Raw genomic sequence first — 15,164 nt, 5'->3', positions numbered from 1 at the left:
GCTTGCGACTTAGAGATAGGGACACCTTTAGGTGAAAAGAAATTCGCTATTTCTAGCTTGGATATAGTATACAAGAACAAACTTAAGCAAAACTGAAAGTTTTCTTAGATTTTTCTAAAGCAATTTTTCATACTTATTTTCTTAAAACTTAACACGAAAACAGCCGACCGCGGTCGACTGTTCTCTAGGAGATTATATGAAAAAGAAAAGTTGTTTGCTATTTCTAGCTTGAATATAGTATATCGCTACTAACTTAAAAGAAACTGAAAGTTTCCTTAGCATTATCTTAAATTGATTCTTGTTTTGAATACCTATACTGAAAAAATAGCACCCCTGCCCGGAAGGCATTATCTAAAATCGTTGCAATCCAAATGGCTGACAAGCCGATTTTAAAAAATGTGACAAGTAAATAAGCTATGCCAATCCGCACTAGCCACATACCGATAGTTGTGGCATAAAAGGGTAATCTAGCATTTCCCAAACCTTGCCAAAGAGCTGTCATAATAAGAGTGCCAGCTGTAAAGGGAACTCCCAACATGGCATAAAATAATACTGTTTGACTAGCTTGTACTGCTTGAATATCCTTAGTATAAAGATCGATTAGGAAAGGCCCCGCAAAATAAGTCACACCAGCCACCAAAAACATAAACAGCACAGAAAGGCCAAAGCTTGTTCGAAAAATATGTCGAACCATAGCCTTATCCTGTCTGTGTTTCGCTGTAAGGATGATTGTCGCGGTAGCAATCCCTAAAGCCGGCATATAGTTAAACTGAGTCAAGGTTTCCCCAATGGCATTGCCTGCTACAACTGCTGTACCTAAACCAGTAATCAAAGCGACAACCACCACATCTCCAGCCCGCATCATCAAGCGCTCCCCAGTCGTTGGTAAGGCAAGTCGAATGAGTTCTACATCCCAAGACCAGGTCCATTTTTCAAATGGAATGGCTAGTTTTGCCCAAAGCAATAAACAACCTATCAATCGCGACAAAACAGTTCCGAGAGCAACTCCTGCCACGCCAGCATGGAGAACGAAGACCGCAAAAGCCGAAAAAAGAACATTCAACAGATTGGACAGAAGGCTGATATACATAGGTAATTGGGGTTGACCCAAGGTTCGTAAGATCGCACCTAAGCTCATCATCAAGCCGAGAAAAAGAATTCCGCCACCAACCAAAATCAGATAGAGACCTCCCGCTTGTGCAACAACCACTTCAGCTCCCAAACTTGTAAGCAAATTGGGGCCTGATAATAGGGCTATCCCTCCAAGAACTAAACTAACAAAAAGCGTTATTTTCAATCCCTCGCTAGCAATATAGCCCACCTTCTCAGTCCTCCCCTGTCCCAACATCTGAGCCAAACGAGCAGAAATGGCTGCCGCTAGTGCAATAAATATAGCCTGATAAACTGCCAAGATATTGTTAGCCAAGGACACACCAGACAAGGCTACGAGTCCAAGACTAGCCACTAGATAAGAATCCACCATCCCCATCAGCATTTGGAGAATATTTTCAGCCATAGCAGGCAGGGCAATCCTGAGTAATTCTTTTGTATGCTTGTTCATAATCCCTTTGTTAATTGTTTAATATCGATTATTTTATCACAGACCGTCGCCAAGAGCTCCTCATCATGCGAGATTAAGAGCACTAGCTTCTTTTCTTTTTTCAACAAGGCCAGTACCCTAGCCAGTTCCTTCATCTGAGCCAGATCTAATCCGCTAGAAGGCTCATCAAAGATGAGGATATCCTTATCCGCCAATAAGCTAGCTACTATCATCACACGTTGCTGCTCACCGCCAGACAAGCTGACTGGGTGTCTGTCCAGCAAATCCGCCAAGCGAAAACGGCTGATTAACTCCTCATCGAGTTGCTTGCCTTTCTGCCCCAAGGTCAATTCCCTGCGGACCTTTTCCGCAAAGAGTTGCAGGTGGACATCCTGCATGACAAAGGCTGTTTTTTCCAAACGCTTGCGGCCTGGTAGTTCTTGCCCCTGCCAAGAAATGCTGGCCTTCTTATCTTCTGCCAGTCCCACCAGATAGTTGGCCAGACTGGTTTTGCCAGAGCCGTTTGGGCCAACTAGACCCACTACCTGCCCTGGTGCCAGACAGAGCTGCTCTACCTGATAGAGAAATTTGCCAGCTGGACTAACTGATAAGTTAGAAACAGACAAGCCTTCTTGGTCAGACACAAACTGACTGGCCTGCTCTGCTATTGCCCGCCGATAAGGCTCAGCATCGTAGCACCGCAAGCCCATGTCCTGACGGCACTCTTCTGTCCGACGCAGGAAGTCTCCGGCTGGATAGTCTGCTACCAGCTGCCCCTCCTGAAAGTAGAGGTAGCGGTCTGCCAAGTCGCTCAGATAGGCCAAGAGGTGATCGGCGATGATAATGGTCTTGCCTTCTTTTTTCAGTTTATGCAGGGCTTCTCGGACCTTGTGAACTGCCTCCTGATCCAGATTGGCCGTTGGCTCGTCCAAGAGCAAGATGGGACTGCCCTGCATGGTCGCCGTTGCCAGAGCGATCAACTGCTTCTGACCACCTGACAGCTGAAAAATTGGCTTGTCATAGAAGGATTCTAGTCGAAAGAGACTATTGACCTCCTGCAAGCGAGCTGCAATCTCTTCCGTAGAAAGTCCCTGATTTTCACAGGGAAAGACCAGCTCATGTAGGACTTGGGTATGGAAAAACTGGGTAGCTGGATTTTGAAAGACAGAGGCTACTTGATAGGACAGGTCCTCCACGCTGGCTTGTCTGATTTCCTGCTCCCCAATCTGCACCTGTCCTTGAACCTGGGCAGGATAATATTCTGTAATGAGCCCGTTCAGTAACTTGAGTAGGCTAGACTTACCAGAGCCACTGGGACCACAAAGGACCACACACTGCCCTGCTGGAATAGTCAAGTCTGCAATCTGCAAAGCTGGCTTGTCCGCACCTACATAGGTCACTTGGAGATGTTTTATCGTGATAGCCGTGTCCATAGAAGAAAGACCAGACAACATAGGCAAAGACTCCAATCTAGCCAAGTCCAACGCGACTTGACAAATTCACTGGGACGTCCGTCCATAGCAATCCCCTTGGTCAAGGTTGCCACCGTCAAATCTTGGGCGGTTGCCAAAAGAGAAAGCATAAGGGGAACTAAAAAGTATTCTAGATAGCGTAGCGGTTGGACAAACAAAGCCCATCTGCTGAGAAATATTCCTCTGACCTTCAAGGAAGCCTGGATATGTCTGGCGTCCGATTTAATGGCTGGCAAAAAGCGAAACATGACACCTAAGGTCAAAAGGAAGGTTTCAGGCAACCGCCATTTCCGCAGGCCATGAATAAGGTCATAGCTGCTGGTGGTCATAAGAAGCAAATGCCCTGCCAGAAGCGGTGGCCAAATGTAGCCTATCACAACAAACAAGTGTGTCAACCAAGCAGGAAGGATTGACCAGTAGGATAGCCCTAAAAAGAATCCGTAGCCAAGAAGTCCGACAACCGTCATCCTAGGCTTGCCAGAAAACCAGAAAAGCAGGCTCAGTCCAGAGACCAAGACTGCATTTTCTAGTCCGCTCAGCCGCATACCATAGGTAAAACTGGTGAAGACGACCAAGAGAATTTTACTGCGTGCATCGAGTTTCATCCGACCAAACCTGAACGGTCAAAATAGCGTTTGACCATGTATTGTCCAAAAAGGCCACTCAGACTAGCTGCCAGGATAATGGTAAAGGATAACCAGATAACATTGGCAGGTGTAAAGTCCAGCATGACACGAGCCACATACTCTGCTGATTTACCACGAGCCAATAGACTAGCTTCATAGGCATCTCGCATCAGCCACATGAGGATAATCGGCCCCAGGTTGCCAAAAGAGAAGACCACAAAGCTGAGGAGATTACTCCATTTGTTCTTATAAGCACCGAGCTTGGCCACCCAATCTCCCAGCAGACCAAAGGTCAAGCTAGGCAGAAAGGCCACTGTCATATAACCTGACAGAAAAAAGAAGCAGGCCATGACCGCACCAACCAAACTAATGGAGCCAAACTTGCCAACCTTGGCAATCAAGAGCATATAGACTGGACCAGCCAAAAGGGCTGCTCCAGCAGGTGCATACATCATATTACCCGAACGATCAAAAACCAAGCTCAACAAGGTTCCTAGACCAACACAAACAAAGTAGAGGGCAGCAAAAGCCCCTGTTACCATCAGATCTTTTACTTGTAATTTCTTCATTTATTTTTCCTTTACTAATTGTCCGTCTTCCAAGCGGAAAATGACATCCGCACAAGCCATGGTCGAGCTTCTATGAGAAATCAAGAAGACCATACCCTGACAGTGTTCCTTAACCAGTTGGATAAAGCGGGCTTCATTGAGCGAATCTAGGTTACTAGTTGGCTCATCAAAGATATAGCAGTCCGCGTTTTTGAGCAGGGCCCGCATGAGTTCCAAACGTTGCCCTTCTCCTGCTGAAAAGTCACTGGCTTCCACAAGCGTATCCAAGCCCTGCGGTGCTGCCAAAATCCGTTCTTTCATGTGGCATTTTTCTGCCAAGTCCATGATGGTTTCGTCCGACACATCTGTCCGACCCAAGAGGAGATTTTCCCGAATGGTCTGGCGGAAGATTTGTGGTACCTGTGGTACATAGGCAAAGGATCCTTGTAAATGAGCCTTATCTACCTGCCGACTATCCAAGCCAGACAGGCGGATTTGGCCTTGCTGCCAATCATACCACCGCATGATTAATTTCATTAAGGTGGATTTTCCTGCACCGGACTCACCGACCAAGCCAATAATCCCCCCCTGTTCAAACTGGACAGACAGGTTGCGGTAAAGCCCTGTTTCTCGGTCATCATAGTCGAAGTCCAGTTGCTCAATAGCAATGTCTGTCACGCTGACCTCGACCAAGTCACCTGTCCGCTCTGCTTCTTTTTCATCCAAAAGAGCATAGATATTGCGACCAGCATTCATAGCCCGCTTAAAACCAAGCGGCAGACGGCTGAGTTCTAAGAAGGGAGCGAAGGAGCTAGTGAAAGAAACCAGCAGAGCCACACCAGTCGCTAAATCCAAATTCTGACTGCCCACCAAGTCGAAGGTCAGCCAGGCAAAGCCCATGATAGACAAACCAACCACTAGGAAGGAAACGGCATACTGCATGAAGTTAGTTTGAGCGACCTTTCGCTCCTGACCATTGACCTCTTGGCTTTTCTGCGTCAGCTTGGCAAAACGAGCATCTGTCTGCTGGAACTGCATGAGGTCCTTCATGCTCTTGAGACTTTCAATAAAGTAGGACACATAGCCCTTGCGACTAGCATTTTGCTCCTTGAGCAAGGGCTGCAGCTGCTTGGCAAACTGATTTGGAATAGCAATAGCCAACAGAGCATAGGTCACCAGAGCCAGCAAAGCCAAACCCCAGCTGGATATACCGAAATAGACTGTCAAACCAAGAGCCACCAGAATCCCTGTACAAATGGGTGCAATAGTATGGGCAAAGAAAACCTCCAAGGCCTCAATATCCTCCCCAATCATCTTCAGCAGGCTACCGCTGTCCTGCCGGTCTAGTTTCCCAGGAGCCAAGGCCCGCAATTTCGCAAAAATCAAACGACGATAGGCAGCCAACGTATGAAAGGCCACATAATGACCGAAGTAGTGCTCACCATAGCGAAAGGCACCACGTAAAAGAGCTAGGAGAATGAGGATTCCCAAGGTCCATAGCGGAGCAGGATTGCCAGTAAGGGCATCAAAAGCCAGATAGACCAGCGTAACTGGAATAGCAATGGTTACCACCTGTCCCAAGACCGCAAAGCAAACCGCCACCGCAATCCGTGGCAAGAGGTGTTTCATCGAGCCCAAGAGTCTCGGAATCAGCACACTTGTTGGCATTTCTTTCTTATCCATAAACCGCTTCCTCCAATTCTCTTTGTTGATCAACCAGCTGACCATAAGCCAGGCTAGTCTGATAAAGCGTGGCATGGTTGCCTGTCACAGCTCCTTCAGCAGACAAGAAGAGAATATCATCTGCCTGCTCCACCTGCTTCATCTTATGGGTAATGATGATGACAATCGCATCCTTGGCCACCAAGTCAATGAGGTCGTAAATCAAGCCTTCATTGTCCTGATCGACGCTGGACGTCACCTCGTCAAAGATACAAAGGGAGCGTTTAGCCAAGACCGCACGGGCACAGATAACCTGCTGGCGTTGACCAGGCGACAAGAAAGCACCGTCATCGCCCACAATCGTGTCCAACCCGTCTGGCAAATTCTTGACAAACTGCAAGACCCCATGCTGATCTGCCCAAGCCAAGATGTCCTCCTTGGACCAATCACAAGCCATGCGTAAATTTTCATAGATTGACTGGTTAAGCAAAGTTGACTGGCCCGACACATAGAGGACCTGCTCATTCAAAGACAACTGGCTGACAGAAGAAATCTCCTGCTCACCCAAGTAAATAGCTCCCTTATCCGCCCGCAAGCGTCCCAAGAGCAGCTGGGCCAAGGTCGTTTTCCCCTGCCCTGACTCGCCCGCCAAGGCATAGACCTTTCCAGCTGTCATGGTCATGGAAATATCTTTCAAGACCGGCTTTTCTCCGTAGGCAAAGGCCAGATCTTCTAGTTTTAGACTGTCAAAAGCAGGCACATGGACAGAATCGATTTCCTGCTCCGCTGTCATACTGTCCAAGAAACCAAAGATGCGATCCGCCATCTTGGTATTCATCATCACCAAGTGCATACCGTAGCCCTGCTCCCGTATGGGTGCAAAAAACTCCGTCGCAATGAGGACAAAGAAGAGCATACTAAAGAGGGACAAATTGCCTGCAGCTAGGCTATTGACCGCCACAAAACCAGACAGACCAATCCCCAGATACATGACCGCATCCATGTAGCCCACCGCTTGCAGCTGAAAGCTGAGTAGCTCCATGGTCGCATCGCGGAAGTCCTCGGCCTGCTCATTGTAGGTTTTCTCATAAGTCGCGTCCGCCTGATAGGAATAGAGGGTGTTGAGGCCCTTGAGGTCATCTAGGAAGAGATTGCCCACATCCATATAGGAGCCCCAATAGCGATTCATGATCCGCTTGGACCGCTTCTGCATAGCGATAATGGAAATGGGAATTAGGGGCAAGGCCAAGATGAAAATGAACGCACCCAGCGGGAAAATCAGAAAAACCAGCAAGAGAACCGTCGCACAGTTAAACTGGGTCCGCAAGGAAGAAGCCATGTAGTAAGAATAGTAGGTATCCAGGCTATCAATCCCCTGTGAAGCGATATTAAAGACATCCGCTGCTGTCGCTTTTGACTCAAACTGACCGTCCTTGGCCAAAAGTGCCTCAAAGAAAGACTGCTTGAGTGAATCCCGTGCAAACTGGGAGCCCAAGCCCTGCAAACGCTTGGCAATCAAAGCCACACCATAGCCAAAGGCATTGAGCCCCAGCAAGATGAGGACGAAGCGTACTAGGTCAACCTGACCACCCTCATAGTAGGTCACAAAGCCCTTAGCGATCAGGTAGAAGGAAATAATCCGCATCAAAAATTACACCCAGGATAGAAAGGCTGCCAAATAAACCAGCTTCATCTTTGGTTTAATCCGCTCTTTCAACCGCTTCAAGAGGGCTTTTTTCTTTTCTCTGGAGATTTTCTCCTGCTCTTGTGCCATAAGCTACCTCATCTACAAGTATTTACATCTAGTATACCATTCTTTGAATTGTCTGTAAATTTTAATTTAAACATTGCAAAGAAAACAAACTGTTCAGCTGAACAGTTTGTTAGCAATCATGTATAGATTAAACGCCCAAGTAACGTTCTACTTCAACCTGCATATCGGCAGCCGCAACGACGGTAGTGTGGCGGACAGGTGCCGTTTCCAAGCCGTCCACAGCTGGTGGCAAGGCTACACCTGAAATCTCATGCAATTTTGCAAGGGCTTCAAAGTCAGACAAACCTGACTGGCCTGTCACAGCCTCAACCGCAACTACAGGGAACTTGTAAGGACTAGCAGTTGATGCAATCACTGTAGGAGTCTGGTCCCCTGTTTGCTCCACATACTGTTTATAGACAGCTGAGGCAACAGCCGTATGTGGATCTTCAATGTAGTTTGACTCGTCATAGACACGCTTGATTTCCGCAGATGTTTCTTCTTCTGTCGCAAAGGCGGCAGCAAAGAGAGAGAGGATGTCCGCGTCAGCCCCTTGAATGTCATACTGACCAGCCGTGTTCAAGGCTTCCATCAGCTCAGCTGTTTTTGCAGCATCATTGCCAAAGAGGTGGAAAATCAAGCGCTCCAAGTTAGAAGACACCAAGATGTCCATGGACGGACTAGTCGTCACGCGGAAGGTACGGTTCTTGTTGTAAACGCCTGTCGAGAAGAAGTCGGTCAAAACGTTGTTATCGTTGGAAGCACAGATGAGCTTGCCAACTGGCAGACCGATCTGTTTGGCGTAATAAGCCGCCAAGATGTTTCCAAAGTTTCCTGTTGGAACAGTGAAGTTGACCTTGTCGCCCGACGCAATCTCACCAGTTTTGACCAGCTGAGCGTAGGCATAGACATAGTAAACAATCTGTGGTACCAAGCGGCCGATGTTCATAGAGTTGGCAGATGAAAACTGGAGTTTCTTAGCCGCCAACTTGGCACGGAGTGCCTTATCGTTGAACATGTGTTTGACATTTGTCTGGGCGTCGTCAAAGTTACCATCAATAGCCACCACGTGCGTATTAGCCCCTGTCTGCGTGGTCATCTGCAATTCCTGAACCTTAGACACACCGTCGCGTGGATAGAAGACAATGATTTGTGTGCCTGGGACATCCGCAAAGCCAGCCATAGCCGCCTTGCCTGTATCGCCTGAAGTCGCTGTCAAGATAACAATCTCGTTTTCCAAACCGTGCTTTTTCGCCGCAGTCGTCATCAAGTAAGGCAGGATAGACAGAGCCATATCCTTAAAGGCAATAGTTGACCCACGGAAAAGCTCCAAGTTGTACTGACCATTGAGCTTAACCACTGGGGCAATAACTGGCGTGTCAAACTTGCTGTCGTAGGCGTTATTGATACAGTAGTCCAACTCATCTGCCGTGAAATCATCCAAGAAAGCTGACAAAATCAGTTTAGCAACTTCTTGATAAGAAGCGTCTTTGAGAACAGAAAAATCCAAATCTACAGCTGGAATCGAAATCGGTGTGAACAAGCCACCGTCAGTCGCCAAGCCCTGCAAAATGGCCTGACTAGCTGAAACCGTATTTTGCGCATCGCGTGTTGATTGATAAACTAATGTCATGGTATCCCTCGTAAAAATCTATTTTTTCTATTCTACCATAAAACCCACCTAAATTGACAGAAAATTGGCAAGATAAACCAAAAAAACGAACGCTAGGCCGGTTTGGGCTCTTACCTTCAAAATATCAAAACACCAGCCTACTGCACGTAAACTGGTGTTTGAGAAAGTTTTGGAGGCTAGTCTATTTTCTTGACGACACTAACTAGAAAGGAATGATTTGTGCAACCAAAACTTGTACGTTCATTTTGAAAGTAATTCTCGCCAATATATTTAGGCGAAACAACGAAGATATCTCAAACCATCAAGGAATGATTTTCTAAACGAGACAAGGCAAAGCGACGCGGGCATAACTGAAGTTAGGCAAGGAGCTTTAACGATGTATCGTGACGAAAATCCTTACTTGATGCGGCCTGGACGTTCTTTGTAGCCGTAATACGCATCCTCAATAATCTCTTGCATATGGTCAACCATTGCGAGACGTGGGTTAGCAGGTGTACATTGGTCTTCGTAAGCTAGAAGGGCCAATTCACGAGAATATTCTTTGAGTTCTTTCTCATCAACACCTTGAGCTTTCAAGTTCATCTGGATACCGATGCGTTCACCTAAATCGTAGACAGCTTGTGCGTAAGCAGCAACTGCTTCTTCTGGTGTTGAGCATGGAAGACCGAGCATACGAGCAATGTCTTGGTACTTCTCATCCGCTTTGTAGTAGTTGTATTTTGGCCATGTCGCTGTCTTAGCTGGACGAGTACCGTTGTAGCGGATAACGTATGGAAGCAAGATCGCGTTCGTACGACCGTGAACTGTGTGGAAACGTCCACCAATCTTATGAGCCATTGAGTGTGAAATACCTAAGAAGGCGTTGGCAAAGGCCATACCTGCAATGGTAGAAGCATTGTGCATTTTCTCACGTGCTTCCCAATCTGCTTCTTTAACAGATTTTTCAAGGTTTTCAAAGACCAACTTGATAGCTTGAAGAGCCAAACCGTCTGTATAGTCATTGGCAACGGTTGATACATAGGCTTCTGTTGCGTGGGTCAAGACGTCCATACCAGTATCTGCTGTTACAAAGTCTGGAACAGTCATAACAAGAGCTGGGTCAACGATTGCCACGGTTGGTGTCAAAGCGTAGTCAGCGATTGGGTACTTACGGTTGTTTTTCTTATCAGAAATTACGGCAAATGGTGTAACTTCAGAACCGGTACCAGATGTTGTTGGGATAGCGACAAACTTAGCTTTTTCACCCAATGAAGGGAATTTGAAGGCACGTTTGCGAATGTCCATGAATTTTTGAACAAGGTCACGGAAGTCGATTTCTGGTTGCTCGTAGAACATCCACATAATCTTAGCAGCATCCATTGGTGAACCACCACCAAGAGCGATGATTGTGTCTGGCTCGAAATCTTTCATGAGTGCAGCACCACGTTCAACAGTTGTGATGTCTGGATCTGGCTCAACATCTGAGAAGACTGTATAAAGCACCTTGTTGCTACGTAAGTGGAGCTGTTCAATGATACGTTGCACAAAGCCAAGTTTTTCCATAGCCTTGTCGGTAACGATCATGACTTTTTCTACACCACGCATTTTTTGCAAGTATTGAATTGAATCACGTTCAAAGTAAATTTTTGATGGAACTTTAAACCATTGCATATTGTTTCTCCGTCTTCCTACTTTCTTGATGTTGAGCAAGTTAAGGGCACTTACGTTGTCACTGATTGAGTTACGTCCATAAGAACCACATCCCAAAGTAAGAGATGGAAGGAAGGCATTGTAAACATCACCAATACCACCGAAGGTTGATGGTGAGTTCCAGATAACGCGGATAGCTTTCACGCGCGTACCGAACTCTTTTGCCAAATCTGCATCCGCTGTGTGGATAGCAGCTGAGTGTCCAAGACCGTGGAATTCAACCATTTGACGAGCTGCTTCCAGACCTTCTTCACGACCTTCTACTTTCAAGACAGCGATAACTGGTGACAATTTTTCACGTGTCAACGGTTCTTTTTCGCCGATTTCAGATACTTCCGCTGCCAAGATGTTAGTACCTTCTGGCACTTTGAAGCCAGCTTGCTCTGCAATCCATGCTGCTGGTTTACCAACGATGTCAGCGTTCAATTTGCCTTCTGCACAGTTTTTGCTGTTAGCTTTCACCCCGAAGCAATACTCTTCAAGAAGAGCTTTTTCTTTTTTATTAACAAAGTAAGTATGGTATGACTTGAATTCTTCTACAAATTCGTCATAGATGTCTTTGTCTACGATGACTGCTTGTTCAGATGCACAGACCATACCGTTATCAAATGACTTAGACATGACAATGTCATGAGCCGCTTGACGAATGTTGGCTGATTTTTCAATGTAAGCTGGTACGTTACCTGCACCTACCCCAAGAGCTGGCTTACCGCAAGAGTATGCAGCACGTACCATTGCGTTACCGCCTGTCGCAAGAATGGTTGCAATACCATCATGCTTCATCAACTCTGAAGTTGCTTCCATAGATGGTTTTGTAATCCATTGCACACAGTTTTCAGGAGCTCCTGCCGCAACCGCTGCTTCATAGACAATACGCGCTGCGTGAGCAGATGATTCTTGAGCAGATGGGTGGAAGGCAAAGATGATAGGGTTACGTGTCTTCAAGGCAATCAGAGCTTTGAAAATTGCTGTTGAAGTAGGGTTGGTTGTTGGCGTCACCCCACAGATAACACCTACTGGCTCAGCAATCAAGGTCAAACCGGTTACTTCGTCTTCACCAATGACACCTACAGTTTTGGTATGTCGCATGTTGTTAACAACGTGTTCGCAGGCAAAGAGGTTTTTGGTTGCCTTATCTTCAAAGACACCACGACCAGTTTCTTCATGCGCGTGCATGGCCAAGACACCATGTTGATCTAGTGCAGCAACAGATGCTTTCGCAACGATGTAGTCAACTTGTTCTTGATTTAGAAGACGGAACTCTTCAAGAGCAACAAGTCCTTTTTGAACCAACTCATCTACATGAGCACGTGCTTCTGCTAATTTTTCTTCTGGTGATACAACTTTTTTATCAGCCATTGGGAATCCTCCAAAATTTCTATTGTTTGTTAACTTTTATTTGTTAACTTTTTCACAATGTTATTCTACAACTTTTTTGAAAATTTGTAAAGAGAAATTGTTAATTTTTTCACATTTTCTTTTCTTTCTTTAAAATGCACATATCCCTGCTTATCCAAGACCTTCTACTCAAGTTTAAGATATTACATAGTCTGAACAAAAATACGAACACCATTTCCTAATGTTCGGAAGCGAGAGTAGTTCTCTTCTACTTATACTCTCTTTGCAATTCCCCTGCTTTTTGATAAATCAGTTAATCCTATTGGTAGAGGCTGGGCAAAAAGCTCAATCTCCCTTCTCAGGGTTCGTGTCAACATCTCAGTGCAGTGGTTGATTGGCTTTAACAGTATGGGAGACTGTTAAAGGTATGAGATAAGATTTGCAAAGCAAATCTCAGCAGTTCGTGTTTTACACTCCAAATCTGACCCCTATAACTGATGCGAACAGAGTTCGCTCTATTTCCAACCTCAAAAGGTTCACTGAACCTTTTGAGCTGTGCGGAGGTGGGAGTTTAAAAGGTCGGGAGACCTTTTAAAGTGGGAGATATAAGCTGACGGCAGTCAGCTCACATAAATTGATGTCTGGGAATAGACTGTTTCAGCTCAACAACTTAAAACGAAAAATTGTTGACGAACTCTTTTTTTGACCAGTCGAGTTCTTTCCCGCTCCCTCTCTGCAAATTAGGTCCTTGCTAATCAAGGATATTATTTAGGAAATACTGACAATCTTTTGAAACAAACCAAAGTTGAGTAACTGAAATACTAACCCTTGACGGAAGTGCCGAACTGAGACTACAGATTCAGCATCTTCTTTTCCACTATTTTATCAAGAAAACGTTTTCTAGTAAATATCTTAATTTACTTCTTGATTATTCTATCATTTATTGATATAATTTACAATATATTGATATATACATAAGCGGTGAAGTTAGATATTAAGGTAAGTTGTATTTTCTATCAATTTGGAGCTGTTCCAAGCGGACAATCCATTCATACATTATTCGTTCTCCCTATTTAATGAAGAAGTGATTATTCGTCACTTCTTTTTAGTTTAATATAGTTTAACAAAAAAAAGCAGCACCATAAGTTACTGCTTCTCCAATTCTTCTAAAATACTTGCAAAATCTGTTTTGAGTGCTTCCAAGCTTGTGTCAACTTGACTTCTTGTCTGGTTATTTTTAACCACAACCTGTCCAGATTCGATTTCGCTACCACCCAGGGTAATAATGGTTTTGGCTCCAAAGACATCTGCTGACTTAAACTGGGCCTTGAGCTTGCGGTCCAGATAGTCACGTTCTGCTCGGAATCCTTGCTTGCGGATGGCTTGAACCAACTCTAGCGCTCCGCCATTGGCCTCCTGACCCAAAACCGCGATGTAAACATCTAACTGGGTGTCGAGAGGGAGCTCAATGCCTTGCTTTTCAAGGACTAGGATGAGGCGCTCAATCCCCATACCAAAGCCAAAAGCTGGTGTTTCCGGACCACCGAAATAGGTCACCAAACCGTCATAACGTCCACCGGCACAGATAGTCAGGTCATTGCCACCAACCTCTGTCATAAACTCAAAAATAGTGTGGTTGTAGTAGTCCAGACCACGCACCATGTTGGTGTCGATGGTGTAAGCAATGCCTAGGCTGTCCAACATGGACTTGACCGCTTCAAAGTGGGTTGTACTTTCTTCATCCAGATAGTCTAAGATAGACGGTGCGTTTTCCACAGCAACCTTGTCTTCTTTTTCCTTGGAATCCAACACACGCAAAGGATTTTCTTCTAGACGGCGCTGACTATCCTTGGATAGCTGGTCCTTGAGCGGTGTCAGGTAGTCAATCAAGGCCTGGCGATAAGCGGCACGGCTCTCTGGATTGCCCAGACTGTTGAGGTGGAGGCGAATGTCCTTGATTCCCAACTCTTCAAAGAAGTGATAGGCCATAGCAATGGTTTCCACATCTGTTGCTGGGTTGCTAGAGCCAAAGCACTCCACACCAATCTGATGGAACTGGCGTAGACGACCAGCCTGCGGACGCTCGTAGCGGAACATTGGGCCCATATAATAGAACTTAGCTGGCTTTTGCACTTCTGGAGCAAAGAGCTTGTTTTCTACATAAGAACGAACAACCGGTGCCGTACCTTCTGGACGGAGGGTGATATGACGCTCTCCCTTGTCATAGAAATCGTACATCTCCTTGGTCACAATGTCTGTCGTATCACCAACCGAACGGCTGATGACCTCGTAATGCTCGAAGATCGGTGTGCGAATCTCAGCGTAATTGTACTGTTTGAAAATGCTGCGGGTAAAGTTTTCCACATACTGCCACTTGGTAGCATCCTGTGGTAGTAGATCTTGCGTTCCTTTTGGTTTTTGTAATTTCATAGGTCTTCTCACTTCTCTAAGTCTTGCCCCTTATTTTATCATATTTTGGTCTTTTTTGGAAATGGCAGAGCAGACAAAAAGCCATGTCTGCTGACAGGGCCTCGTTTTAAAAAACTATTTCTTATCCACAATCTGGAAATTCAAGTCACTCACTTCTATCTCAACCTCAAGTTTTTCTTCGGAGTTCAGATTGAGGAGGTTTTCTAAAGCCGTTTCTGCTTCATATTTGAATTATCGGAACTTGTCCTGCAACCACTATATATATGCTATCAAGTATTTTTTGCATTTTTTTGACTATTTTAGCAAAGTTAGGTAAATTCTGCTCGCTAGAAGCATTTGAGGCAAAATTTTGGTAAATTCTCAAAGTAAGTTCTAGTTCCCGTCCTTCCAGAAGTTACTTTGAGAAAACTGCATAACATCAACAGAATTTAGTCTCAGACTAAGTTCTTTTTTTGACTAAAAATGTTGATAAT

General features: G+C 45.5%; 8 protein-coding genes and 1 pseudogene. All 9 read right to left on the bottom strand.

Going from position 1 to position 15,164, the window contains the following annotated elements:
• Window positions 1–286: 286 nt before the first annotated feature.
• The 9 genes and pseudogenes from NF418_RS09405 to hisS all read right to left on the bottom strand — a co-directional run bounded on the left by NF418_RS09405 (window position 287) and on the right by hisS (window position 14,691).
• Window positions 287–1,561: an MATE family efflux transporter gene (locus NF418_RS09405; RefSeq protein ID WP_256779421.1), complete on the bottom strand. Its 1,275-nt coding sequence runs from the start codon at window positions 1,559–1,561 to the stop codon at window positions 287–289.
• Window positions 1,558–2,994: an ABC transporter ATP-binding protein gene (locus NF418_RS09400; protein WP_256779420.1), complete on the bottom strand. Its 1,437-nt coding sequence runs from the start codon at window positions 2,992–2,994 to the stop codon at window positions 1,558–1,560. The genes NF418_RS09405 and NF418_RS09400 overlap by 4 nt, the downstream gene beginning before the upstream one ends.
• A complete protein-coding gene (locus NF418_RS09395) occupies window positions 2,952–3,617 on the bottom strand; it encodes an energy-coupling factor transporter transmembrane component T (protein ID WP_256779419.1) in 666 nt (221 codons plus the stop codon). The genes NF418_RS09400 and NF418_RS09395 overlap by 43 nt, the downstream gene beginning before the upstream one ends.
• Complete coding sequence (locus tag NF418_RS09390; RefSeq protein WP_256779418.1) at window positions 3,614–4,207, bottom strand: MptD family putative ECF transporter S component; 594 nt, start codon at window positions 4,205–4,207, stop codon at window positions 3,614–3,616. The genes NF418_RS09395 and NF418_RS09390 overlap by 4 nt, the downstream gene beginning before the upstream one ends.
• Window positions 4,208–5,869, bottom strand: coding sequence for an amino acid ABC transporter ATP-binding/permease protein (locus tag NF418_RS09385; protein ID WP_256779417.1), 1,662 nt, complete (start codon window positions 5,867–5,869; stop codon window positions 4,208–4,210).
• Window positions 5,862–7,622 (bottom strand): annotated as a pseudogene (locus NF418_RS09380) (ABC transporter ATP-binding protein/permease). Before NF418_RS09380 ends, NF418_RS09385 begins: the two are co-directional and overlap by 8 nt.
• Before the next feature lie 127 nt (window positions 7,623–7,749).
• Entirely contained in the window at window positions 7,750–9,234 is a 1,485-nt protein-coding gene (thrC, locus tag NF418_RS09370) for a threonine synthase (RefSeq protein ID WP_256779413.1), read from the bottom strand.
• 396 nt (window positions 9,235–9,630) lie between these two features.
• Entirely contained in the window at window positions 9,631–12,282 is a 2,652-nt protein-coding gene (gene adhE / locus NF418_RS09365; RefSeq protein ID WP_256779412.1) for a bifunctional acetaldehyde-CoA/alcohol dehydrogenase, read from the bottom strand.
• A gap of 1,125 nt (window positions 12,283–13,407) precedes the next feature.
• A complete protein-coding gene (gene hisS / locus NF418_RS09360) occupies window positions 13,408–14,691 on the bottom strand; it encodes a histidine--tRNA ligase (protein ID WP_256779411.1) in 1,284 nt (427 codons plus the stop codon).
• Window positions 14,692–15,164 lie beyond the last annotated feature (473 nt).

Source organism: Streptococcus suis, from assembly GCF_024509555.1.
GTDB classification, from domain to species: Bacteria; Bacillota; Bacilli; order Lactobacillales; family Streptococcaceae; genus Streptococcus; species Streptococcus suis_AD.
Note: the sequence above shows the minus strand (reverse complement) of the source record. Positions and strands in the feature narration are given on the sequence as shown.

What these genes read in the sequence shown, in the direction of transcription:
- NF418_RS09405 (WP_256779421.1), bottom strand. Translation starts at nt 1,561, where the DNA reads ATGAACAAGCATACAAAAGAATTACTCAGGATTGCCCTGCCTGCTATG.
- NF418_RS09400 (WP_256779420.1), bottom strand. Translation starts at nt 2,994, where the DNA reads ATGTTGTCTGGTCTTTCTTCTATGGACACGGCTATCACGATAAAACAT.
- NF418_RS09395 (WP_256779419.1), bottom strand. Translation starts at nt 3,617, where the DNA reads ATGAAACTCGATGCACGCAGTAAAATTCTCTTGGTCGTCTTCACCAGT.
- NF418_RS09390 (WP_256779418.1), bottom strand. Translation starts at nt 4,207, where the DNA reads ATGAAGAAATTACAAGTAAAAGATCTGATGGTAACAGGGGCTTTTGCT.
- NF418_RS09385 (WP_256779417.1), bottom strand. Translation starts at nt 5,869, where the DNA reads ATGGATAAGAAAGAAATGCCAACAAGTGTGCTGATTCCGAGACTCTTG.
- thrC (WP_256779413.1), bottom strand. Translation starts at nt 9,234, where the DNA reads ATGACATTAGTTTATCAATCAACACGCGATGCGCAAAATACGGTTTCA.
- adhE (WP_256779412.1), bottom strand. Translation starts at nt 12,282, where the DNA reads ATGGCTGATAAAAAAGTTGTATCACCAGAAGAAAAATTAGCAGAAGCA.
- hisS (WP_256779411.1), bottom strand. Translation starts at nt 14,691, where the DNA reads ATGAAATTACAAAAACCAAAAGGAACGCAAGATCTACTACCACAGGAT.